This window comes from Bradyrhizobium jicamae (assembly GCF_018130215.1).
In the GTDB taxonomy this organism is placed as follows: domain Bacteria; phylum Pseudomonadota; class Alphaproteobacteria; order Rhizobiales; family Xanthobacteraceae; genus Bradyrhizobium; species Bradyrhizobium jicamae_A.
Window position 1 is genome coordinate 17887 of the sequence record NZ_JAFCKQ010000038.1, and the last position, 22578, is coordinate 40464.

Here is a 22578-nt window from a genome sequence, read left to right on the forward strand (position 1 = left end):
TTCGGTAATGCTTGAACTAACCGGTTAATAACCGGGCCAAAGCGTTAGGGAGAGCAACGTGAGATTCAAGGCATTGATAGCGCTGTCAGGCGCGGTCGCGATGGTCGGACTGGTGTATGGGGCAGGACCCGCATTCGCCCAGCAAAAGACCATCACGGTCTGGTGGGGCAAGGGCTTCTACAAGTCCGAAGACGACGCACTGCTCGACACCATCAAGAAATTCGAGGCCAAGACCGGTATCAAGGTCGAACTGTCGCAATACGCGATCCAGGACATGATTCCGAAGACGGTCGCCGCGCTCGATTCCGGCACCGTGCCCGACGTCGCCTATTCCGACACCTATGACGTGCAGGCTCAGGGCAAATGGGCCTATGAGGGCAAGCTCGAGGACCTCTCCGACATCATGCTGCCGATGAAGGATGCATTCGCGCCGAACACGCTGGAGGCGGCGCTGCTCTACAACGACGTCACCAAGAAAAAATCCTATTACGGCTTCCCGCTGAAGCAGCAGAGCATGCACGTCCAGATCTGGAAGGACCTGCTGGAAAAGGCCGGCTTCAAGCAGGAGGACATCCCGACCACCTGGAACGACTACTGGTCGTTCTGGTGCGACAAGGTGCAGCCCGCGATCCGCAAGGCGACCCGCGAGCGCATCTACGGCGTCGGCCAGCCGATGGGCGTGGAATCGACCGACTCCTTCCAGTCGTTCTACACTTTCATGGACGCCTATCACGTCAAGCTGGTCGACGACGACGGCAAGCTGCTGGTCGACGATCCCAAGGTGCGCGACGGCCTGATCCACGCGCTGAAGGATTATACCGACACCTATATCAAGGGCTGCACGCCGCCCTCTTCGACGACCTGGAAGGACCCGGACAACAACGTCGCCTTCCACAACAAGACGATCGTGATGACGCACAATTTCACGATCTCGATCGCTGCGAAATGGTTCGAGGATTCAACCAATCCGGCGCTAACCGACGCGCAGCGCGCCGCCGGCAAGCAGGCCTATGAGCACGACATCATCACCGCGTCCTTCCCGAAGGCGCCGGATGGTTCGACGATCCGCTACCGCTCCGACGTCAAGACCGGGCTGATCTTCGCCAACGCCAAGAACAAGGCGGAAGCCAAGCAGTTCATCAGCTTCCTGATGCAGGAGGACAATGTCCGACCCTATATCGAGGGTGCGCTCGGGCGCTGGTTCCCGGTGACCAAGGCCAGCCAGGCCAGCCCGTTCTGGCAGGCTGACCGGCATCGCAAGGCCGTCTGGAACCAGTTCACCGGGGGCACTGCACCGTTCGACTTTACCAAGAACTGGAAGTTCACCATCCTGAACAACGAGAACGTCTGGGCCAAGGCCATGAACCGCGTGGTCAGCGAGAAGGTGCCGGTCGACAAGGCGGTCGACGAACTGATTGCCCGCATCAAGCAGGTCGCGGGCTGATATGATCTTCCCCTCTCCCCGCACTTCGCGGGGCGAGGGGCTCTCTCAACGAGACGAGTTTAGCGACCATGGCGATCACGCTCACTGGCCCCGATGCAGTCCCCTCGCCGCCGCTGTCGGCGCGGCTGACGCCGCCGCAGGTCTGGGGCATCGTGCTGCTGACGCCCTATCTCCTGGTATTTCTCGCCTTCGTGCTCTATCCGGTCTGCTACGGCCTGTGGCTGGCGCGGCAGCCGGCGAGCTATGTGGCGCTCTACAACGATCCGATCTTCGCGCGCGCCGCGGTCAACACGCTGATCTTCCTGGTCATCGGCATCAACATCAAGATGCTGATCGCACTGTTCCTGTCCGGCTTCTTCGCCCAGCAGCGCCCCTGGATCAGATGGCTGTCGGTGATCTTCATCCTGCCCTGGGCGGTGCCGTCGATCCCGACCATCCTGTCGGTGCGCTTCATGCTCAATCCCGAATGGGGCATGGTCAATCAGCTGATCTTCAAGTTCACCGGCGACGACGGCCCGAACTGGCTGAACGATCCAGCGGTGGCACTCGCGATGGCGATCGGCGTCCACATCTGGAAATCGCTGCCGTTCTGGACCCTGATCCTGCTGACCGGGCGGCTCGCCATCTCGCACGATCTGTACGAGGCGTCCGACGTCGACGGCGCGAACTGGTGGCAGAAGTTCCGCTTCATCACCTGGCCGTCGATGCAGACGCTCTACATCACCTGCACGCTGCTCTCGATGATATGGACGCTCGGCGACTTCAACAGCGTCTATCTGCTCACCGGCGGCGGGCCCGCCGACCTCACCCATGTGCTGTCGACGCTCGGCATCCGCTACCTCAGGCTCGACCAGCTCTCGCTCGCGATGGCCTCGATCGTCTGCGCAATGCCGTTCGTACTGCCACTTGTCTATTTCATGATGAAACGGTTGTCGCGATGAAGCTGCCCACCCTCCGCGAAGTCGGCACCGACGCCAAGCTGCTGCTGATCGGCATCCCGGTCTTCATCTGGACCATGGTGCCGATCTACCACATGTTCGTGTTCGCAATCTCGCCGAAGGAGGACGCGTTCTCGGGCAAGCTGTGGCCGGACCATCCGACGCTGCATAATTTCTCGATCGTGTTCAACCAGCAGCATTACTTCCTGCGCGACTTCTGGATCCAGTTCTGGAATTCGACCGTGATCGCGGTTGCCGTCGGCGCGCTGACGCTGTTCGTCGCCACCGCCGCCGCGTTCTCGATCTCGCGGCTGCGCGTGCCGGGCGGTCGCGCCGTGATGAATCTCGCGCTGTTCACCTATTTCATCCCGGCGGCGTTCCTCGCCGTGCCGATGTACCGCACCATGGGCAATTACGGCCTGCTCAACACTCACCTGTCGCTGATCCTGGCGATGGTGACGATCGCATCGCCCTACGCGATCTGGGTGCTGAAGCAGGCGTCCGACAAGCTGCCGGTCGAGCTCGACGAAGCCGCGACCATGGACGGCGCCAGCACGCTGCAACTGTTCCGCCTGGTCTATCTGCCGCTGATGATGCCTTCGCTGGTCGCCATCGGCACCTATGCGATCCTGCTGGCCTGGAACGAGTATCTCTACGCGTTCCTGCTGCTCTCGAACGACACCGACATCACGCTCCCGGTCGCGCTCGGCAACTTTCTCTCCGCCGACGACTCGCCATGGGAGTTGCTGATGACCACCGGCTTCATCTATGCGCTGCCGCCGGCCGCGATCTACTACGCCTTCAAGCGCTACATGGTCGGCGGGCTGACCGCAGGGGCAGTCAAGTCGTGAGGTTTCAGAACGGCGCGGCGCTCTCACCCCGGGTGCTCGACAGCTTCGAGGCGAACGAGGCGATGACGATGATGACAGCGATCAGCCCGATCACCAGCGTGCAGATCGCGTTGATCTCGGGCTTCACCCCGAGCCGGACCTCGGAATAGATCCGGATCGGCAGCGTGGCCGAGCCGGGACCGGTGGTGAAGCTCGCGATCACGACGTCGTCGAGCGACAGGATGAAGGCCAGCATCCAGCCGGCGACGATGGCCGTCACGATCTGCGGCAGCGTCACCAGCAGGAACGCGCGCAGCGGATCGCAGCCGAGGTCCATCGCGGCCTCCTCGAGGCTGCGGTCGAGCGAAGTCAGGCGCGACTGCACCACGACGGTGACGAAGCACATCGTCAGCGTGGTGTGGGCGATCGTCACGGTCCAGAAGCCGCGCTCGGCGTTCAAGGCGACGAACAGCAGCAGCAGCGACAATCCGGAGATCACCTCCGGCATCACCAGCGGTGAATACAGCATGCCGGAGAACAGCGCCCGCCCGCGGAACCGCTCGCCGCGGGCAAGGCCGATCGCCGCCAGCGTACCGAGCAGGGTCGCAAGCGTTGCCGACACCGCGCCGACGGAGAGGCTCATCCAGGCCGCGTCCAGCATGGCGCGGTCGCCAAAGAACTCATGGTACCAGCGCAGCGACCAGCCGCCCCACACATTGACCAGCCGCGAGGCATTGAACGAATAGATGATCAGGATGACGATCGGCAGATAGAGGAAGGCCAGCCCCAGCGCCAGCGACGTCATGTTGAAGCGGGTGATCCTGCCGACGGCCATTACCGGCCACCCTCGAGCTGGCGCCGTTGCAGGCGGTCATAGAGCACGAGCGGCGGCACCAGCAGGAGCAGCAGCGCGACCGCAGCGGCGGACGCCACCGGCCAGTCCTTGTTGGTGAAGAACTCCAGCCACAGCGTCTGCCCGATCATCAGCGAGTTCGAGCCGGCGAGCAGATCGGGGATCACGAACTCGCCGACGATCGGGATGAAGCAGAGCAGCGCGCCGGCGGCGACGCCCGGCAGCGACAGCGGGAACGTCACCAGCCAGAACGCCTGCCGCGGCGAGGCGCCGAGATCGCTCGCCGCTTCCAGCACCGAGGCGTCCATCCTGGACAGCGTCGCATAGAGCGGCAGGATCATGAACGGCAGATAGGAGTAGACGATGCCGAGATACATCGCGCTGTCGGTCGACAGCCAGACCACCGGCGCCGAGACAATGTGAAGCGTCAGCAGAATCTGATTGAGCAGCCCGTCATGCTGCAGGATGTTGATCCAGGCATAGATGCGGATCAGGAACGATGTCCAGAACGGCACGATGACCAGCATCATCGCGATGCCCTGCCAGCGCTGCGGCAGCCGCGCCATGCCGTAGGCGATCGGATAGCCGATCAGCAGCAGGATCAGTGTCGAGGTCACCGCGACGGTCAGGCTGCGGAGATAGGACAGGATGTACAGGTCGTCTGATACCAGCAGCTTGAAATTATCGAACGACAATTGCGCAAGGGCCGCGGTCAGAGCCTGGCGTCCCTCGGTGACATCGAACACCGGCGTATAGGGTGGCTGCGCTATGGCGGTCTGCGACAGGCTGATCTTCAGCACGAAACCGAACGGCACCAGGAAGAACAGCACCATCCAGAGGTATGGAGCGACCGCGGCGAGCCGCGCCGGCCGGGCGAAGATGCGGCGCGCGCTCATTGTTCCAGCACCAGGCAGTCGTCGGCCGTGAACCAGGCCACGACACGCTGGCCGGCGAGATAGGCATCGACATCAAGCCGCGCGGTGTTGGCCATCGACGAGCGCACCAGCGCCCCCGACTCCAGCTTCACCTTGTAGGTGGTGATGCCGCCGAGATAGTTGACGTCGACGACGACGCCTTCGAGGCGGTTGATCATGTGCGAAGCGCCCTCGTCCGAGGCTGGCGCGCGGCGCGACAGCTTCACCTTCTCGGGCCGGATGGCGACGCTGACGATCTCCTTCGTCACCGGCGGCCACAGCTCGCTGACAGCGAGCGTGCCGGCGTCCGAGGTCGCGACCGCCAGTCGGCTGTGCTCGCGGCCGACGACCTGGCCGTTGAACAGGTTGATGTCACCGACGAACTCGGCGATCCAGCGCGTCGCCGGCGCCTCGTAGAGATTGCGCGGGGTGGCGACCTGGACGAGACGGCCGGCGTCCATCACGCCGATCCGGCCGGCCATCGTCATCGCCTCCTCCTGGTCGTGGGTGACGATGATGAAGGTCATCCCGAGCCGGCGCTGCAGCTCCATCAGCTCAGCCTGCGTACTCTCGCGCAGCTTCTTGTCGAGCGCCGCCAGCGGCTCGTCGAGCAGCAGCACCTGCGGCCGGCGCGCCAGCGAGCGCGCCAGCGCGACGCGCTGCCGCTGGCCGCCGGAGAGCTGGTCCGGCTTGCGCCTCTCCAGTCCCTCGAGCTTGACCAGCGCCACCATTTCGGCGACGCGGGTCTTGATATCGGCGCGCGCCATTCCGGCGCGCTTAAGGCCGAAGGCGATGTTGTCGCGCACCGACAGATGCGGAAACAGCGCGTAATTCTGGAACATCATGTTGACGGGCCGCTCGTGCGGCAACACCTGCGCGATGTCGTTGCCGCCGAGCAGGATGCGGCCCTCGTCCGGTGCCTCGAAGCCGGCGAGCAGGCGCAGCAGCGTGGTCTTGCCGCAGCCACTCGGACCAAGCAACGCGAAGAACTCGCCGGCACGGATATCGAGCGAGAGCCGGTCGACTGCGCGGAAATTGCCGAACGATTTGGCGACGCCCTCGATGCGCAGCAGAGGCATGTCGGACACGATCGGTTCAGGCAACGGTTTGGCCGCCTCCGCACTCGCTTCGCCTGCTGTCACGCTCGTCAGCCCCGATTCCCCCGCCGATCCGATCATCGCCGCAAGCTAGCGACGGATCGTCACCGGCTCAACTGCTTCACGCGACATCTCCCGCAATATTGTCGGAGCCGACGCCTCTGCTAGACTTCGAACCCAATTCGGGAAGGACAACCGATGAACCATGACCGTTACGGCCTGCCGCTGACGACCACTTCGGATCGCGCCGCTGCCTGCTATGTCGACGGTGTCGACCGCACGCTCGCCGCCCTGCACGGCGCGGGTGCGGCGTTCGACGCGGCGATCGCCGAGGATCCTGATTTCGCGGTGGCGCATATCGGGCGCGCCCGCGTGCACCAGCTCAACATGGAAGGCAGCGATGCCCGCGCCGAAGCGGCGAAAGCCCGGCAACTGGCCGCAGCGGCAAGCCCGCGCGAACGCCAGCATATCGAGATCATCGCGTCGGTGATCGAGGGCCAGGCCAGAAAGGCGACAGCTGCAGCCGAGCAGCATCTGGAGGACTACCCGCGCGACGCGCAGGTGCTGTCGCTGCTGCTCGGCGCCTTCGGCCTCTACGCCTTCTCGGGCCGAGCCGATCACGACGCGGCGCGGCTTGCAATCAGCGAACGCCATGCACGCGACTACGGCGATGACTGGTGGTTCCTGACCTATCTCGGCTGGTCGAAGACCGAGGCCGGCGATGTCGTCACGGGGCGCGCCATCACCGAGCGCGGCTATACCTTGAAGCCGGAGAACGCCGGAGCCGCGCATGCGATGGCTCATGCATTGTTCGAGCAGGGCGACGGGACGGAAGGCCGTGCCTTCCTGTCGGCATGGCTGCCGGCGAATGACCGCACCAGCTTCCTGCAGGGACACCTTGCCTGGCATCTCGCGCTGATCGCGATCGAAGAGGGTGATGCCGACGGCGCGCTCGACATCTATGAGCGCCATATCAAGCCGGCGGGCCGGCCCTATCCGCCGCTCAACATCTACACCGATACGGCCTCGCTGCTGTGGCGCCTTTCGCTCGCCGGAAAGACCGGGCTCGAGCAGCATTGGAAGGATGTCGCGGCCTATGGCGAGGGATATTTCCCGAAGGCCGGCGTCCATTTCGCCGACGTGCACCACGCGCTGGTCGCCGCCACGACCACCGGCGGTGCGCTCAAGACGCGGCTTGCCGAGATGGAGGCGCGGCAGGCCGGCGGCAAGCTCGCGCCGGGCCCTTCCGCGATCGGCCTCTGCCAGGGCATTGCGGCCTTCGCCGCGGGCGATCACGGCGAGGCCGTCCGCATCCTCGCGCCGCTGATGCCGGAGCTGGTGCGGATCGGCGGCAGCCACGCGCAGCGGGAGTTGTGGGAGGACACGTTCATCCTGGCCTGCCTGCGCGCCGGTCAGGGTCGGCAGGCGCGAGACCTGATCTCGGACCGGCTGCATCGCCGCCCGTCGCGGCGCGACCTGGCCTGGTCGAAGGAGGCCGCGCTCAGCCAGCCGTCGCCATGAATGCCGCGAGCGCGTCGCGATCGGCCGGCGCCATGGTCAGTCCGAGCTTCGACCGTCGCCACAGGATGTCATCGGGAAAGCGCGCCCATTCCTTGCGCATGAGATAGCGCACCTCCGCAGCCGTCAGCTCCGGGCCGAACGCGGGGCCGAGATCGGCCTTCTGCTTCGCATCTCCGAGCAGGTCCTCGACGTTCAGCCCATAGGCCGCGACCAGCCGGCGCGCCTGATCTTCGCCGAGGAACCGCCAGCGGTCGCGGGCAATATCGACCTCGGTCTCGAAACGGGACCACGCGAAATCGCCGCCGGGCATTGGCGTCTTCGCAGTCCAGCGCGCCCCCATCGGATAGAACCGCGTGAACTCGGAGACGGCACGCTCGGCACGGCGCCGCGAGGTCGTGACGTCGCCGCCGAAGATCGCGAGCAACGGCGCCTTGCCGCGTCTGGCATCGAGGGTCATCGCCCCGTCGCGCCTGTGCAGGTGGCCGGGCGCGATGACGGAGTTGGCGCCGGAGACCGTTCGCACCACATCAACCGGGGAAATCTGCTCGCGGAAATAGCGATTGGCCGCGTCGCAGAGATAGGCGATATCCTGCATGCTCATCGCGATGGCGGCCGGGTCGCCCTTGAAGGCGCTATCGACCGACCCGATCAGGGTGAAATCGCGCTCATAGGGACTGGCGAAAATCAGCCGCCGGTCGCGGTTCTGGAACACGTAGATGTTGTCGCTGTCGAACAGACTGCGTACCACGATCTGGTTGACCTGGACCGTGCCGAGCGGCGGCGCGGGCACGCGCAGGACGGTGTCCGCCACCGACGCCGCCCACGCTCCGGTCGCGCTGACCAGCGATCGCGCCGTGATCACCCGGCGATAGCCGCGATCGATCACGATCAGCCGCCAGACCGAACCGCGGTCGGCTCGTGTCACGCGCGCGCCGGTGCGGATATCGGCACCGCGCGCGGCAGCATCGACGGCGTTGAGCACCACGAGCCGGGAATCGTCGACGATGCAGTCGGAATATTCGTAGGCGGTGCCGAACGGCCGCTTCAGCGCATTGCCGACCGGATGGTGAGTGACGTCCACGGTCGCCGAGCACGGCAGGCCGCTGCGCGAGGCGAGCCGGTCGTACAGCAGCAGCCACAAGCGCAACTGCCATGGCGGCCGCTCCTCGGTATGTTCCGGAATGGCAAAGCGCGCAGGCCGCACCAGATGCGGCGCGATGCGCAGCCAGACGTCACGCTCCCTCAACGCCGCATGGACACGGAGGAACTCCCGCCGCTCCAGCCCGGCGAGATCGCCGTGGACCAGCCGCGGCGAGGCCGACGAAGCGCCGGAGCCGAGATCGCCCTGCTCCAGCAGCACGACGCGCAGGCCGCGGCCGGCCGCATCACGCGCCACGCTCGTGCCGTTCAAGCCGCCGCCGATGATCGCAAGATCGTAGTCCGCCATGCGCAACGCCTATCGCATTTCCGTGCAAACTGAATACGTCTCGCACGAAATTGCATCGAGACCCGGACTTAGCGTGCGGCGACCGACGCAAAGAAGCGCTCCGGGCTATCGATTTCGCTCAGCTTCCTCCCTTCGATCAGCCAGAACCGGTTTGCCACCGTTCGCACGAACTGGCGGTCGTGAGACACCAGCAGGCAACTCGCCTGATGCTCCATCAGTTCTTCCTCCAAGGCCTCCTGACCCTCGATGTCGAGGTGGTTGGTCGGCTCATCGAGAAGATAGAAATTCGGCTGGGTCAGCCGCAGCAACAGCATGCCGAGACGCGCTCTTTGGCCGCCCGAAAGCCGCCCGAGCGGACGGCTCTGCATCTCGATCGACAGGCCGGCGCCGGCGAGCAAGGCGCGCGCCCGCTGCTCGCCGACAGCGAAGCGGCGGGTCAGCGTATGCATCGGCGTGTCGGCGTCCACGAGATCAGCAAGCGCCTGATCGCAATAGCCGAGAACCAGCGACCCGGTGGCCTTGATCCCGGCCAATGCCGCCTCGGGGTGCTCGATCGCTTGGCGCAACGTTGCGACCAGCCGGGTCTTGCCCGCGCCATTGGCTCCGAGCAGCGCAATCCGATCACCCTTGCAAATGAACTGCGGGCCGGTCCTGAACAGCAGCCTCCCATCTGGCGACGTGATGGGGATGTTGGCCAGCGTGATCAGGACTTTGGCGTGGGTGTCGCGATTGGCGAGCCGGATCGTTCCGGTCGAACGCTCCACATGCGCGGTCTTTGCCGTCTCCACGAGCTTCTCCGCGCGCTGCTTCAGCTGCCTGGTTTTCGAGAGCAGCAGGTCGCTGCCGGAATTGATGCCGAGATTGTTCAGCTTCGCAGCCTGCTGGCGGAGCTGCCGAACCGCCTTCATGTCGCGCCGATAGCGCCGCTCCTCCGAGGCGTCGAGTTCGTCAACGGCGGCGCGCGCCGCCGTGTAGGGCAGTGAGAACAGTTGCGACCGTTCCGGACGCAGGAACAAGGTCCGGTTCGTGGTCGCATCGAGAAAGGCACGATCGTGGCTCGCAATCACCACCGGCATCTCGCGTGGCAGCGTATTCAGCCAGGCTTCGAGCCGCCCGATCTTGGCAAGATCGAGGTGATTGGTCGGCTCGTCGAGCAGCAATACATCGGGCTCGGTCACCAGGGCACGGGCAAGCACGGCAAACCGGAGCCAGCCGCCGCTCAGGTGCTTGAGCGGCCTTCCCCAGAGGTCATCGGGCACCTCGAGCGATTGCAGGGCCACGTCGACCCGCCAGCCCTCGCCGGCGCGCTGATCCTTCGTGATGGCGTCGCGCACCGCCCTGTGGAACGGCATATCGAGCAGATGCGGCGGAGCGTCCTGCTCGACATGGCCGACGGTCAGCCCGCGCGATCGGGTGATCTCACCCTCATTCGGTTCGATCGCACCGGCGATACAGCGGAGCAGCGAGGATTTGCCGCGGCCATTGCCGGCGACGAGCCCGATCCGGTCACCGGCATTGACGACGAGGTTCAACTCGGAAAACAGCGGCGCGTTCAGCGTCACGCCGAGATTGCGGATATTGATGAGGGTCACGATCGTTCTCTGGTCTTGCCGGCAATCACGACATCCCGGGGCGTGCCAGCAGGCAGCAGTCATCGGATGTGCGTGTCGAAGCGCGGCGGGTGATTCAATGCAGGCGCGAAACGCTCAAACGTTCGACGCCGCACGGCCAACGAAGGGCAGACCAGGAAGAAATGAAGAGAAGTTTCCGGTCAGCCCTGCAAACGCATTTGCAGGGCTGTGACGGGGCCACGCTTGAAGTGGTGATCGACGAATGTCGCCACGGCGCAGCCCTCCTTTCTCGGTTGAACGATGTGGCGCATCGAGAGTAGCCGGACATGCAGCTCAAGGCAAGCAGCCCGGTCCCACGCACCGCGGCCTTATGCGGTCTTGCGCGCAGGCTCCATGACGTTGCCAGCGCCGCCGACGAGCGCGGCATATTGGCCGATCGGCGCAGGCTTGCCGATCAGGTAGCCCTGCACGGCGTCGCAGCCCTCCTCCGCGAGGAAGGCGAGTTGCTCCTCGGTCTCGACGCCCTCGGCGACGATCGACATTTCGAGGCCGTGCCCGAGATCGATGACGGCGCGCACGATCGCGGCCGATTGCGGGTTGCGGCCGAGATTGATGACGAAGGCGCGGTCGATCTTGATCTTGTCGAACGGGAACGCCTGCAGGTAGCTCAGCGAGGAATAGCCGCTGCCGAAATCGTCCATCGAGATGCGCACGCCGAGCGCCTTCAGCCGCCGCAGCAGCGACAGGCCGCGGTCGAAATCCTCGATCAGGACGCCTTCGGTGATTTCGAGTTCGAGCCGGTCGGGCGTAAGCCCGGTCTCGAGCAGGATCGAGTGAACGAGGCCGACGAGGTCGCCATGGGTGAATTGCGCCGGCGACAGGTTGACAGCGACCTGCAGCGGCATCGCCCAGGAGGCCGCCTCGCGGCAGGCTTCACGCAGGATCCACTCGCCCATCTCGACGATCAATCCGCTCTCCTCCGCGAGCGGGATGAAGTCGCCGGGCGGTACGAAGCCGCGCACCGGATGATGCCAGCGAGCCAGCGCCTCGAAGCCGACCGCCTCGCTCGCCGTGGCCGACACAGCCGTCGCGGCCTGCGGCTGGTAATACAGCGACAATTCGCCGTTCTTGATCGCGACCGACAGTTCCTGGTGCAGCACGCGGCGGTCGCGGATCTGCTGATCCATCTCGGGCTCGTAGATCGAGATGGTGCCGCGCGACTTCCCCTTGGCGCGGAACAGCGCCGCGCCGGCATTGGCGAGCAGCGAAGCCGCATCCGAGCCATTGTGCGGGAATACCGAAATGCCGGTGGTGAGGCCGGTGCGGACCGACTTGCCGTCGATGGCGAAATCCCGCCCCAGCGCTTCGGCAGCCTGTTCGGCAAGCGCGATGCCCGCCGCAGGCTGCTTGCCGTCGATGATGAGCCCGAATTCGTCGCCGGACAGCCGCGCCACCACGCCGCCGCGCGCGACGGCCTGCAGGCGTTGCCCGACCTCGATCAGCACCTTGTCGCCCATCGCATGGCCGAAGACGTCGTTGATCTCCTTCAGCCCGTCGAGGTCGACGCAGAGTACGGCAAACTCCTCGTCAGTGCCGGCGCACGCCTCGATCATCTGGGCCAGAGCCTGCAGGAATGCGGCCCGGTTCGGCAGATCGGTCAGGCCGTCATGATAGGCCATATGCGCCATCCGCGACTCGGTCTGGCGCCGGTCGGTGACGTCCTCATGGGTCTTGATCAGATATTGCGGCTCGCCATTGTCGTCGAGCACGGTCATGCGGCGGGTCAGGAACAGCCGCAAGCCGTCCTTGGTCGAGATCGGATGCTCCTCGGCGATCATGCCGCGCTTGCGGATCGCGGCCTCGTCGCGGGCGATGATCAGCTTGGCTTCGCGCGGATTGAAGATGTCCGCTGCGGTGAGGCCGGTGGCATCCTCGCGGCGCCGGTTGAGGATCGTCTCGGCGCTGCGATTGGCCAGCAGATAGCGGCCGTCGCTGACGCGCTCGACGATCAGCGAGACCGGGATATTGTCGACCACGAGCTCGAGGAACTTCTTGTTGTTCTCGAGCTCGCGCGACAGCGAGCGGCGGTCGGTGACGTCCTCGAACAGGGCGATCAGGAATTCCGGCTCGCCGGCCTCGTTGCGGGCGATGACGCGATTGGAGGCGAGGATGCGCTTTTCCGAGCTGCGCTCGATGAGCAATTCGCTGCGGTGATAGCCTTCCGGCGCCTTCACGGCCGCCTGGTCCGCAGCCTCGATGCTGGCGGCGGTCTCCCGGCTGAAGATCTCCTCGGCGCGCTTGCCGATGATGTGATCGCGCGCGAAGCGGGAGAACCGCTCGAACGCGCGGTTGGCGAAGATGTAGCGGCCATCCTCGATGTTCTTGGCGGCGACGCAGACCGGGACGTTGTCGAGCACCGACTCGAGGAACTGCGTGGTCGAGGCAAGCTTGCGCGACAACCTGCGCTGGTCGGTGCAATCGAGGTGGGTTGCGATCGAGCCGCCGTTCGGCAACGGGAAATATCTCACCAGCACCGATTTGCCGTTCGGCAGTTCGGTGATCAGCCCCTCGGGGGCTGCGGCTCTTGCGTAGAAGTCATCGACGCCGACATCGAGCACGCCGCGCCTGCGCCGCAGTTCCAGAAGCTCGGGGCCGGTCATGTTGCGCGGAACGTCGGCGCGCGACAGGCCGTAGATCTCGAGATAGCGGTCGTTGCAGAATACGATCCGCATCCGCGGATCGGTCATCACGACGCCCTGGTTCAGGTGATTGAGGGCCGACGAAATGAGGGCCGTGCGCCGCAATTGCGACCGCTTGACCTTGCGCAAGGCCGTGACGATCCACAGCACGATCGCGCCAATGAAGGACGCCAACACCACGCCGCCGATCAGCAGTTCCCAGATCACATTGGGCTCGAGGTCACCGAGCAGGCCCGACGGTGCGAACGCGCCGGAGTCCGCCCGGGCGAAGCCGCCGGGCATGGCGATAGCGATCAGGCAAAGCAAGGCCTTTGCCGGAATCGAATCCTTCCCGCCCGCCTGCCTCGTCCTGTCAGCCATCAGTCACCCGCGGATTTCCGCCGGGAGTGTCTGACTTTGGCGGTTTGGATCGGGTAAACGCGGTGCGATGCAACCGCAAAATGCGTCTCAATTTACGGCAATTGCCCTGACATGATTAATAGTACACTAACGGGAACTAATGGAGACGGCCCAAGCACTTGCTGGACGACGGCGGCCGAACGAAACGATGATGATCGGGCGCGACGGCGGCTCGCCGCGGCGCTGATCCGCAAGGTTGCAGGACGAGATGGACAGGGTTGATTGTGTGATCGTCGGAGCGGGGGTGATCGGCCTCGCGGTGGCGCGCCGGCTGGCGCAGGCCGGGCGCGAGGTTGTCGTCATCGAGGAGGCCGAGGGGATCGGCACCGTGACCTCGTCGCGGAACAGCGAGGTGATTCATGCCGGCATCTACTACCGCGCCGGCAGCCTGATGGCGCGGATGTGCGTCAGCGGCAAGCGCGCGCTGTACCGCTACTGCGCCGAGCACGGTATCCCGCACAAGAATTGCGGCAAGCTGATCGTCGCCACCACGCCCGCCGAAACCGAGAAGCTGCAATCGATCCGCGCGCATGCGGCGGCCAACGGCGTCGATGACATGCAGCTGTTGTCGGGCGATGCGGCGCGGGCGCTGGAGCCGGCCCTGAGCTGCGACGCGGCGCTGCTCTCGCCCTCGACCGGCATCATCGACAGCCACGCCTACATGCTGGCGCTGCGCGGCGAGGCCGAGGAAGCCGGCGCGGCGTTTGCGTTCCACACGCCGCTGCTGCGCGCCAAGGCCGCCGCCGGCCGGATCGAGATCGAGACCGGCGGCGAGGCGCCGATGACGCTTGCCTGCGATCTCCTGATCAATGCCGCCGGCCTCGGGGCCCCGTCGGTCGCGCGCGGCATCGAGGGCATGCCGATCGAGATGATTCCGACTGCCTACCTCGCCAAGGGCAATTACTTCAGCTGCAGTGCGCGGGCGCCGTTCTCGCGCCTGATCTACCCGGTTCCGGAGCCAGGCGGGCTCGGTGTGCATCTCACCCTCGACATGGCTGGACAGGCCAGGTTCGGTCCCGACGTCGAGTGGATCGATCACGTCGACTATGCCGTCGACCCGGCACGGGCCGAGCGGTTCTATCCGGCGATCCGGAAATACTGGCCGACCCTGCCCGAGGGCGCCCTGATGCCGAGCTATTCGGGAATCCGGCCCAAGATCGTGCCGCCAGATGTCGCGACCCAGGACTTCGTGATCCAAGGCCCGTCCGAGCACGGCGTGCCCGGCCTGATCAACCTGTTCGGGATCGAATCGCCCGGACTCACCTCGTCGCTCGCCATCGCCGATCATGTCGGCGAATTGGCCGAGCTCTGAGCGAGCGCAGCATCCACCCACGAGATGGGCGCATTCGAGCGTCCATCCGGCGGGGAAAACTGGCTAAACTTTGCGGGGGACTGATTTAGTGGATCGTGTCGTCCGCGGCTTGCCTCAGCCGCTCGATCTGATCCTTAACCATCAACTTGCGTCGCTTAAGCTCGCAGATATGCAGGTCGTCTACGGAGGGATGCACGAGCGCTTCGTGCAACTCGTTTTCTAAAATTTTGTGCTTGCGCTCCAGTTCGACGAGATGGGCCTGTATTGCCATTACGAACTCTCCTCGGCGGGTTAAACCTCAGATTCGATCCGGACGCATTAGTCTACACGAGTGGAAGACGCTGTCGATGGGAAACGCAAAATGTCGCAGCCGGGATTTTTTTTAGTTTTCAGTAAGCAATCCTGACCATGGAACCGGTCCAGCTTGCGCGGCGCGCGCCCAGGGACGATATTTCGACAAGCTGCGGGCGCTTCGCCCGTTACAACCTCATCGTGTTTATCAGTCAACATACACCATGAACGACCAGGATGAGCGCGAACTCCACGCCGAGCTCGCGCGTCTGCAACAAGAACACCGCGACCTCGACGCCGCGATCGACGCGCTGCATCAGTCGCCGGCGCCGGATTTGTTGATGCTGCAGCGCCTGAAGAAGCGGAAGCTGCAATTGCGCGATCGCATCGCCTTCATCGAAGACCAGATCACGCCCGATATCATCGCCTGATCCACACGCTGGTGGTGCAACGGGATTCGGCCGGCAGGCCTCCCGACTTTTCCCCGTGATCCACAGTCGCGCCTCGCGCTTCACATTCGCGGCAACGCCTCGATGCTTGCAGTTTCTGGCCCTTGACTCGCTGAGAACAAAAAGAGAACATGCGGTGCCGCCAGTCCAGAGATGCCGCCACAGAAAAGGGAGTTTCGCCATGCCCGCACCGTCTTCCCTGCCCGACAACAGCCGCTACGAGCAGGCCTGCGATCAGGCGATCGCGATGTGCGACGGCAACCTGCGCAGCACCATCAAGGCGCTGATCATGGCCAACGAATATCTGGAGACGGAGCTCGAGGAATTGCAGGCAGCGATCAACGCCGGCTGCGTGCCGGCGCGATCGCAGGAGGCCACCAACGCGGCTTGACCATGGATCCGTTTCGATGAAGTCGGAATGGCTCCGTTGTTTTTTTTGACGCGTTTTCTTCACGCGAACCGGTATCCACTTCGCTCGAAAACGCTTTGAGGGGAGCAAATCGATGGCCGATGTCACCTACTACGTGGCGCTGCCGTTCACGCAGGATAACGACGGCGCGCCGGTCGCGGGCAATGCCGAGGAATGCCAGAGCTCGGCGACCGCGCTGCGGCGGGCCGAGATGATGTCGCGGATGCCGGGCAGCATCGGCGCGGTCGCGTTCAGCCGCACAGGCGATCCTGCGATCGGCGAATTCGGCGATGCCAAGCTGCTGCGGACCTTCGGCAACGTGCCTGAGGATTTGAGCACGCTTTAAAGCATGACCCGGAAAAGTGCGTAGCGTTTTCCGAGAAGATCGTGCTCTAAGTCTGCACCTCGTGCCGCCGCTGCGCCTTGCGTACATACATGGCCCGGTCAGCCTCCTCGAGGGCGCGCTCGACGTCGGATTGCGGATTGAGAATAGCGACGCCGGCCGAGGCGCCCGCCACGACGTGGCTGCCGCCGAACACGAAGGCCAGGCGGTCGATCGACGCTTCCAGCATCGCCGCCTTGGCCCTCGCGTCGGTCTCGCTGAGATTCCACAGCAGCACCGCGAACTCGTCGCCGCCGAGACGGCCGACCACGTCGGAGGCGCGCACCTGGCCCGAGACCGTCGCGACGATCGCCTTCAGCACCTCGTCGCCTGCCGCGTGACCGAACGTATCGTTGATCGGCTTGAGACGGTCGACGTCGAGCAGGATCAGCGCAGCGGCGGCGCGATAGCGCTTGATGAAGGCGATTGCCCGGATGAGTTCGCGCTCGAAGCCACGCCGGTTCGGGATATCGAGCAGAAAATCAGTCTCGGCAGAGGCCTGCAGTTCATCGATCCGGGCCTGGGCCCGCGCCAGCTGTGCCCGCAGCCGTCGGATCGTGGCCTTGTCGCCGGAGGCGATCGAGGTTCGCGGCACGGCTGCGGTTCCAGCCCGGCCGGGTGCGGATTTTCGCCCGGGTCCGACGCCTTTCCGCGGTCCTGCAGGCCCGGAGGCGGCCGCCCTTGTCCTCTTCTTCATGCGCATCCTTGTCGAGGCCTGCTGAATGAAGGCTTGCCGGGATTCACCAAGACAGGATAGTGCATTCCAACTCCCTTGCCACGCCTTGGATGACGCCCGGGCCGTCCCTATAATCGGCCCACGTTTCCGGATTCCTGCACAGAATTGAAGCCATGACCGCCCCGATCGCCATCATCATGGGAAGCCAGTCCGATTGGGAGACCATGCGCCATGCCGCCGAGACGCTCGCGGCGCTCGGCATTGCCTGTGAAAAGAGGATCGTGTCCGCGCATCGGACCCCTGATCGGCTCTATGCCTTTGCCAAGGGCGCCAAGGCTGCGGGCCATAAGGTGATCATCGCGGGCGCCGGCGGCGCGGCGCACCTGCCGGGCATGACTGCAGCCTTGACCGAGCTTCCGGTGTTCGGGGTTCCCGTCGAATCGAAGGCGCTGTCCGGGGTCGATTCGCTCTATTCGATCGTGCAGATGCCGGCCGGGATTCCGGTGGGAACGCTGGCGATCGGCAAGGCCGGCGCAATCAACGCGGCGCTGCTCGCGGCCAGCGTGCTCGCCCTCAACGACCCCTCGCTGGCGACACGGCTGGCGGCCTGGCGCCAGCAGCAGACCGACGCGGTCAAGGACCATCCGGAGGCCTCGGCGTGACGGCTTCCGATACTTTGAAGCTGAAGCCGGGCGACACCATCGGAATCCTCGGCGGCGGGCAATTGGGGCGGATGCTGGCCATGGCGGCGGCGCGCCTCGGGCTGCGCTGCCAGGTGTTTTCACCCGATCCGGATTCGCCGGCCTTCGACGTCGTCCAGCGCGCGACCTGCGCGGAATATGCCGATGTCGAGGCGCTCGAGTTGTTCGCCAACGACGTCGACGTCGTCACCTATGAGTTCGAGAACGTGCCGGCGGCAACCGCCCTGGTGCTGGCGGCGCGACGCCCGGTGCTGCCGGCGCAGAAGATCCTGGAAACCACGCAGGACCGGCTGATCGAGAAGGACTTCGTCAGCAGGCTCGGCATCGGCACCGCTGATTATGCCGATGTCACATCGGTCGGCAGCCTGCGCGCGGCGATCGCGCGCATCGGCCTGCCTGCGGTCGTCAAGACCCGCCGCTTCGGTTATGACGGCAAGGGCCAGGCGATCATCCGCGAGGGGGACGACCTCGATGCGGTCTGGGACAGCCTGGGCACCAAGTCGGCGATCCTCGAGGCGTTCGTACCGTTCGAGCGCGAGATCTCGGTGATCGCGGCGCGCTCGGCCACCGGCGAGGTCGAGTGCTTCGACGTCACCGAGAACGAGCATCGCGACCACATCCTGAAAATCTCGCGCGCGCCGGCGGCGATCTCCGACGAGCTCGCGACGCAGGCGCGCGCGATCGCCGGAAAGATCGCCGCCGCACTCGACTATGTCGGCGTGCTCGCGGTCGAGATGTTCGTGGTCTCAGGCAAGGGCACGCCGACCGTGCTGGTCAACGAGATCGCGCCGCGCGTGCATAATTCCGGCCACTGGACGCTCGACGGCGCCTCCATCTCGCAGTTCGAGCAGCACATCCGCGCGATCGCCGGCTGGCCGCTGGGCAAGCCGGTGCGCCACGGCGCGGTCACCATGACCAACCTGATCGGCGACGATATCCTGAGCTACGAGCAGTGGCTGACCGTTCCGGGCGCCACCGTGCATCTCTACGGCAAGGGCGCACCGCGCCCCGGCCGCAAGATGGGCCACGTCACGGAAGTGGCGCCGCCCCGCAAGCCCTAGCTCCTGCGACACATCGATGAGAACGGGATCGTGGCGATCACGATCCCGTCCCCCGATCAGGCCGTCTTCACACCGGCGACGATTCCTGTCGGCTCTTCGCTGAGCCAGCGATAGATCACGCCGCCAAGCGCGCCGCCGATCAGGGGCGCGATCCAGAACAGCCAGAGCTGCGCCAGCGCCCAGCCGCCGACGAACAGCGCCGGCCCGGTGCTGCGCGCCGGATTCACCGAGGTGTTGGTGACGGGAATGCTGACGAGATGGATCATCACCAGCGTGAGCCCGATCGCGAGCGGCGCAAAGCCGGCCGGCGCCTTGCCATGGGTCGCGCCCATGATGACGAACAGGAACATCATGGTCATCACCACTTCGGTGAGGAAGCACACGACCAGGCCGTACTGGCCCGGCGAATGGGCGTCATAGCCGTTGGAGGCGAACCCCTTGGCGACATCGAATCCCGGCGCGCCGCTGGCGATCACGTAGAGCAGCGCGGCCGCAACGATTGCACCCGCGACCTGCGCGATGATGTAGGGCAGGATCTGGCCGGTCGGGAAGCGCCCGCCGGCGGCGAGCCCGACCGTGACGGCCGGATTGAGATGACAGCCCGAGATGTGGCCGATCGCGTAGGCCATGGTGACCACGCTCAGCCCGAAGGTCAGCGATACGCCGACCAGGCCGATCCCGACCTGCGGGAATCCGGCCGCAATCACCGCGCTGCCGCAGCCCGCAAATGTGAGCCAGAACGTGCCGATGGCCTCGGCGGCATATTTCTTCATGTCCATGTTGCATCTCCCCTATTTCCAATGTCCGGAGTTGGTCGAAACTCCGGGAACAGCCCCGATCCTGGCGCGAAACCTCCCAAATCAGGGCCGCACAGGGGCAGTTTCGCCGCATTTGATGGCTTTACTAGGCCCGAAAGTCATTCCACCGGTGGACATCTGTTCGTTTGTCTGATACATGCGCGCGCCTAGGGTTAAGAGGCTGGCCTTTTGCCGCCCCTTCGCTTTACCAGAATTCCGAACCGATCAATGCAAAAGAGGATGCCGCGTGCAGGTTCTCGTCCGCGATAACAATGTCGACCAAGCCCTGAAGGCGCTGAAGAAGAAGATGCAGCGCGAGGGCATTTTCCGCGAGATGAAGCTCCGCGGTCACTACGAAAAGCCCTCCGAGAAGAAGGCCCGCGAAAAGGCCGAGGCGGTGCGCCGCGCGCGCAAGCTGGCGCGCAAGAAGCTGCAGCGCGAAGGCCTGCTGCCGATGAAGCCGAAGCCGGTGTTCGGCGCCGGCCCGGGTGGTGAACGCGGCGCCGGTGGCCGTGGAGGCGCAGGCGCTGGTCGCGGCCCGCGCTGAACCGTTTGCTGATCTGAAAGTCTGACAACGCGGGCCCAGGGCCCGCGTTGTTGTTTTGAACAGACGGCGTTCCGGGTTACCAATGCAAAATTACCTCCAAGAGCGTTTTGCATAATGGCTGCCCCGGCGTCTCCCTCCCGCTTCGGACCTGCGGACCGTCGTCACCGGGTGAGGCAACTCGCCGTCGTCGCAGTCGTACTCGCCTTGCCCCTGGGTGGCTGCTCGTTCGACCTCGGATCATGGGGCGGCTCGGACGACAAGCCGAAGCCGGCCGCTGCCGCCGAGAAGCCCGCCGATACGATCACCGCTCAGAACATCAGCGACGCCAGGGATCACGCGACGCGTGGTCAGGTGCTGGCGCGCTCCGGCAAGGCCGACGAAGCGCTCGCCGAATTCGACCAGGCACTGGCTGCAGATCCCTACAACGTTCAGGCGCTCTACGGCCGCGGGCTGATCTACCAGGGTCAGGGGCAGCATCAGCAGGCAATCGAGGATTTCACCGCGGCCAACGGCTTGTCGCCGCAGAAGGTCGAGCCGCTGCTCGGACGTGCCACCAGCTATCTCGCGCTCGACAAGGCCAGGGAAGCGGCCAGCGATCTCGACGAGGCCGTGCAGGCCGATCCGAACAGCGGCGCAGCGTGGAGCGCCCGCGGTCAGGCCTATGAACGGCTCGGCGACAAGGCCAAGGCCGCCACCTCCTACAACCGCGCGCTGGCGCTACGGCCGCGGGACGAGGTCGCACGCAGCGGCCTGGCCCGCACCGGCGGATAGGCCTTCAGTTTCGCTATTTAGGCAGGACGGCGTGGAACACCGACTTCATGCTGGACAGCATGTCATCGGCCACCGACCTGTGCCCGTCCTTCGACGCCGGCATGGTGGCCTCGGCGCGCAGATCAAGCGGCGGAATCTGCACCACCGGGACCGGGATGTCGGCCGGAGGCGTCAGCCGGTTCGGATCCTGGGCATCGGCGCCGGAAGGCGGGCTCGGCTGCGAAGACGGGTCGACATTCTCGCTGGCCGGGTTGGACACCATGATCGGCGGCGGCAGCGGCCGGACGCCGGGCGCGGCCACGGCGCGCGGCGCGTCGGGCAGGCGGGCGACTTCGGTCGCGCGCGGCGCCTCCTGGGCATGCGAAGCCTCCTGGGAGCGCGAAGCCTCCTGGGAGCGCGAAGCGTCCTGGGAGCGCGAAGCCTCCTGCGCACGGGCCGGGCTCTCCTTGCGGAGCCGCTCGATCGCCGCGCGGGCAAGGTCGTTGGCGTCACGGTTTGCGTGATGCGGCTCGGCTGGAATGCTGGCGGTCTCGACCGGCGCATCAGCCGTCTTCGGTTCGGCTGATTTCTCGGCGGGCTTCTCGGTAACGGGCGCCTTCTCGGTGACGGGAGCCTTCTCGGAGGCCGAACGCTCGATCAGCGTCCGCTCGGACATGCCCTTGGCCTTCACGCCGGCTTCGGGGAGGCTGCTGACAACGGTGGGCTTCTCGGCCGGCTTGGCAGCGGCCTCGACCTTGGGATCGCCCTTTGGGTCATTCTTGGGGTCGGCGGCAGCCGACACCGCGGCTGTGGCGGGCACGGTGGGCTTGGCGACGATGTAGTGGTTGACGATGTAGGCCCCAATGATGGTCGCTGCCACCGAGGGCAAGATGTCCATCACGAATTTCTTCAAGTAACTCAGCATGGCCTGCCACTCCCCGCCCCGGAATCTCATGCTGGAACTTTGAGGCACATTAAGGGATCAACTGCGTCGGATCGGTGGCAAACGCCTGTTCCGCCGTCACCTTTGGTGTCACATTTCAGCCGGACGCCGCGTCGCGAACAATAATCGCTGCCGCATCCGCCTTTTAGATCAACGCGCAAGCGTTAACAGCCGATGAATTTCCACATCCACAGACAGCAACCGGCCATTCCGGACCCGCGGTTCCCCCGTCGGCCCGCGAGGTGCGGCTCAGGGCTTGAGCTCGACCTCGAGGAACACGATCTCGCTGGCCGTCTCGTTGAGCACGTCGTGCTGGACGCCGGCCTTCCGGAAATAGGACTTGCCGACGCCGAGCTGCGCCCGGGAGCGATCGCCGTTCGGCGCCACGATGGTCATCTCGCCCGCGGTGATCGGGACGATCACATAGTCCATCTCATGGGTGTGCGGGCCCGTGGCGCTGCCCGGCGCCAGCCGCCATTCGGTGACGCGCACCTCCGCGGTATCCACCTGAACGTCTGACTTGGCGCTAAGCATCGGCTTTCTCCAC

Annotated in this window: 23 protein-coding genes; 12 read left to right on the forward strand and 11 right to left on the reverse strand. The window is 65.2% G+C overall.

Annotated elements, in window-relative coordinates:
* Positions 1–100 precede the first annotated feature (100 nt).
* From JQ586_RS29825 to JQ586_RS29835, 3 genes are all read left to right on the forward strand, one after another.
* Positions 101–1444, forward strand: a complete 1344-nt coding sequence (locus JQ586_RS29825) for an ABC transporter substrate-binding protein (protein WP_249148344.1) — start codon at positions 101–103, stop codon at positions 1442–1444.
* A gap of 68 nt (positions 1445–1512) precedes the next feature.
* Entirely contained in the window at positions 1513–2385 is an 873-nt protein-coding gene (locus JQ586_RS29830) for a carbohydrate ABC transporter permease (RefSeq protein WP_212398210.1), read from the forward strand.
* A complete protein-coding gene (locus JQ586_RS29835) occupies positions 2382–3233 on the forward strand; it encodes a carbohydrate ABC transporter permease (protein WP_212398211.1) in 852 nt (283 codons plus the stop codon). Before JQ586_RS29830 ends, JQ586_RS29835 begins: the two co-directional genes overlap by 4 nt.
* A 4-nt stretch (positions 3234–3237) precedes the next feature.
* On the opposite strand, the gene JQ586_RS29840 is transcribed toward JQ586_RS29835, so the two are convergent.
* Genes JQ586_RS29840 through JQ586_RS29850 form a run of 3 tightly spaced genes read right to left on the reverse strand, consistent with a single transcriptional unit; the run spans position 3238 to position 6058 of the window.
* On the reverse strand, positions 3238–4047 hold the full coding sequence (locus JQ586_RS29840; RefSeq protein ID WP_212398212.1) for an ABC transporter permease: 810 nt from the start codon (positions 4045–4047) through the stop codon (positions 3238–3240).
* Entirely contained in the window at positions 4047–4961 is a 915-nt protein-coding gene (locus tag JQ586_RS29845) for an ABC transporter permease (protein ID WP_212398213.1), read from the reverse strand. Before JQ586_RS29845 ends, JQ586_RS29840 begins: the two co-directional genes overlap by 1 nt.
* A complete protein-coding gene (locus tag JQ586_RS29850; RefSeq protein WP_249148346.1) occupies positions 4958–6058 on the reverse strand; it encodes an ABC transporter ATP-binding protein in 1101 nt (366 codons plus the stop codon). The genes JQ586_RS29845 and JQ586_RS29850 overlap by 4 nt, the downstream gene beginning before the upstream one ends.
* 216 nt (positions 6059–6274) lie before the next feature.
* On the opposite strand from JQ586_RS29850, the gene JQ586_RS29855 reads away from it, so the two are divergent.
* On the forward strand, positions 6275–7597 hold the full coding sequence (locus JQ586_RS29855) for a tetratricopeptide repeat protein (RefSeq protein WP_249148339.1): 1323 nt from the start codon (positions 6275–6277) through the stop codon (positions 7595–7597).
* Here the strand turns inward: JQ586_RS29855 and JQ586_RS29860 are convergent.
* The 3 genes from JQ586_RS29860 to JQ586_RS29870 form a co-directional block, all read right to left on the reverse strand.
* On the reverse strand, positions 7578–9044 hold the full coding sequence (locus JQ586_RS29860; RefSeq protein ID WP_212398215.1) for a glycerol-3-phosphate dehydrogenase: 1467 nt from the start codon (positions 9042–9044) through the stop codon (positions 7578–7580). The genes JQ586_RS29855 and JQ586_RS29860 overlap by 20 nt on opposite strands.
* Before the next feature lie 68 nt (positions 9045–9112).
* Positions 9113–10636: an ABC-F family ATP-binding cassette domain-containing protein gene (locus JQ586_RS29865; protein WP_312017035.1), complete on the reverse strand. Its 1524-nt coding sequence runs from the start codon at positions 10634–10636 to the stop codon at positions 9113–9115.
* 347 nt (positions 10637–10983) lie between these two features.
* The gene (locus JQ586_RS29870) at positions 10984–13674 is read right to left on the reverse strand and encodes an EAL domain-containing protein (RefSeq protein ID WP_212398217.1); all 2691 of its coding nucleotides are present in this window, start codon (positions 13672–13674) and stop codon (positions 10984–10986) included.
* Between the two features lie 247 nt (positions 13675–13921).
* On the opposite strand from JQ586_RS29870, the gene JQ586_RS29875 reads away from it, so the two are divergent.
* Positions 13922–15025: an NAD(P)/FAD-dependent oxidoreductase gene (locus JQ586_RS29875; protein ID WP_212398218.1), complete on the forward strand. Its 1104-nt coding sequence runs from the start codon at positions 13922–13924 to the stop codon at positions 15023–15025.
* 85 nt (positions 15026–15110) lie between these two features.
* On the opposite strand, the gene JQ586_RS29880 is transcribed toward JQ586_RS29875, so the two are convergent.
* The gene (locus tag JQ586_RS29880) at positions 15111–15296 is read right to left on the reverse strand and encodes a YdcH family protein (protein ID WP_212398219.1); all 186 of its coding nucleotides are present in this window, start codon (positions 15294–15296) and stop codon (positions 15111–15113) included.
* A gap of 244 nt (positions 15297–15540) precedes the next feature.
* Between JQ586_RS29880 and JQ586_RS29885 the strand changes: the two genes are divergently transcribed.
* The 3 genes from JQ586_RS29885 (at position 15541) to JQ586_RS29895 (ending at position 16520) form a co-directional block, all read left to right on the forward strand.
* Positions 15541–15747, forward strand: a complete 207-nt coding sequence (locus tag JQ586_RS29885; RefSeq protein WP_029085523.1) for a YdcH family protein — start codon at positions 15541–15543, stop codon at positions 15745–15747.
* A gap of 199 nt (positions 15748–15946) precedes the next feature.
* On the forward strand, positions 15947–16156 hold the full coding sequence (locus JQ586_RS29890; protein WP_212398220.1) for a hypothetical protein: 210 nt from the start codon (positions 15947–15949) through the stop codon (positions 16154–16156).
* A gap of 112 nt (positions 16157–16268) precedes the next feature.
* Positions 16269–16520 (forward strand): hypothetical protein, encoded by a 252-nt coding sequence (locus tag JQ586_RS29895; RefSeq protein ID WP_212398221.1) that lies wholly within the window; start codon positions 16269–16271, stop codon positions 16518–16520.
* 46 nt (positions 16521–16566) lie between these two features.
* Here the strand turns inward: JQ586_RS29895 and JQ586_RS29900 are convergent, their stop codons facing one another.
* Positions 16567–17259 carry a GGDEF domain-containing protein gene (locus tag JQ586_RS29900; RefSeq protein WP_212398222.1) on the reverse strand — a complete coding sequence of 231 codons (693 nt, stop codon included), beginning with the start codon at positions 17257–17259 and terminating at the stop codon, positions 16567–16569.
* A gap of 146 nt (positions 17260–17405) precedes the next feature.
* Between JQ586_RS29900 and purE the strand changes: the two genes are divergently transcribed.
* Together purE and JQ586_RS29910 are read left to right on the forward strand one after the other, a co-directional pair.
* Positions 17406–17894: a 5-(carboxyamino)imidazole ribonucleotide mutase gene (gene purE, locus JQ586_RS29905; RefSeq protein WP_212398223.1), complete on the forward strand. Its 489-nt coding sequence runs from the start codon at positions 17406–17408 to the stop codon at positions 17892–17894.
* The gene (locus JQ586_RS29910; protein ID WP_212398224.1) at positions 17891–18994 is read left to right on the forward strand and encodes a 5-(carboxyamino)imidazole ribonucleotide synthase; all 1104 of its coding nucleotides are present in this window, start codon (positions 17891–17893) and stop codon (positions 18992–18994) included. Before purE ends, JQ586_RS29910 begins: the two co-directional genes overlap by 4 nt.
* A 56-nt stretch (positions 18995–19050) precedes the next feature.
* Here the strand turns inward: JQ586_RS29910 and aqpZ are convergent, their stop codons facing one another.
* Positions 19051–19773: an aquaporin Z gene (gene aqpZ / locus JQ586_RS29915; RefSeq protein WP_212398225.1), complete on the reverse strand. Its 723-nt coding sequence runs from the start codon at positions 19771–19773 to the stop codon at positions 19051–19053.
* A gap of 265 nt (positions 19774–20038) precedes the next feature.
* On the opposite strand from aqpZ, the gene rpsU reads away from it, so the two are divergent.
* Both rpsU and JQ586_RS29925 read left to right on the forward strand, forming a co-directional pair.
* The gene (gene rpsU / locus JQ586_RS29920) at positions 20039–20338 is read left to right on the forward strand and encodes a 30S ribosomal protein S21 (protein WP_212398226.1); all 300 of its coding nucleotides are present in this window, start codon (positions 20039–20041) and stop codon (positions 20336–20338) included.
* Positions 20339–20506: 168 nt separating this feature from the next.
* Entirely contained in the window at positions 20507–21109 is a 603-nt protein-coding gene (locus JQ586_RS29925; RefSeq protein WP_312017036.1) for a tetratricopeptide repeat protein, read from the forward strand.
* Between the two features lie 13 nt (positions 21110–21122).
* Here the strand turns inward: JQ586_RS29925 and JQ586_RS29930 are convergent, their stop codons facing one another.
* Positions 21123–22013 (reverse strand): hypothetical protein, encoded by an 891-nt coding sequence (locus JQ586_RS29930; protein WP_212398228.1) that lies wholly within the window; start codon positions 22011–22013, stop codon positions 21123–21125.
* A 267-nt stretch (positions 22014–22280) separates the two neighbouring features.
* The gene (locus JQ586_RS29935) at positions 22281–22565 is read right to left on the reverse strand and encodes a cupin domain-containing protein (RefSeq protein ID WP_212398229.1); all 285 of its coding nucleotides are present in this window, start codon (positions 22563–22565) and stop codon (positions 22281–22283) included.
* Positions 22566–22578 lie beyond the last annotated feature (13 nt).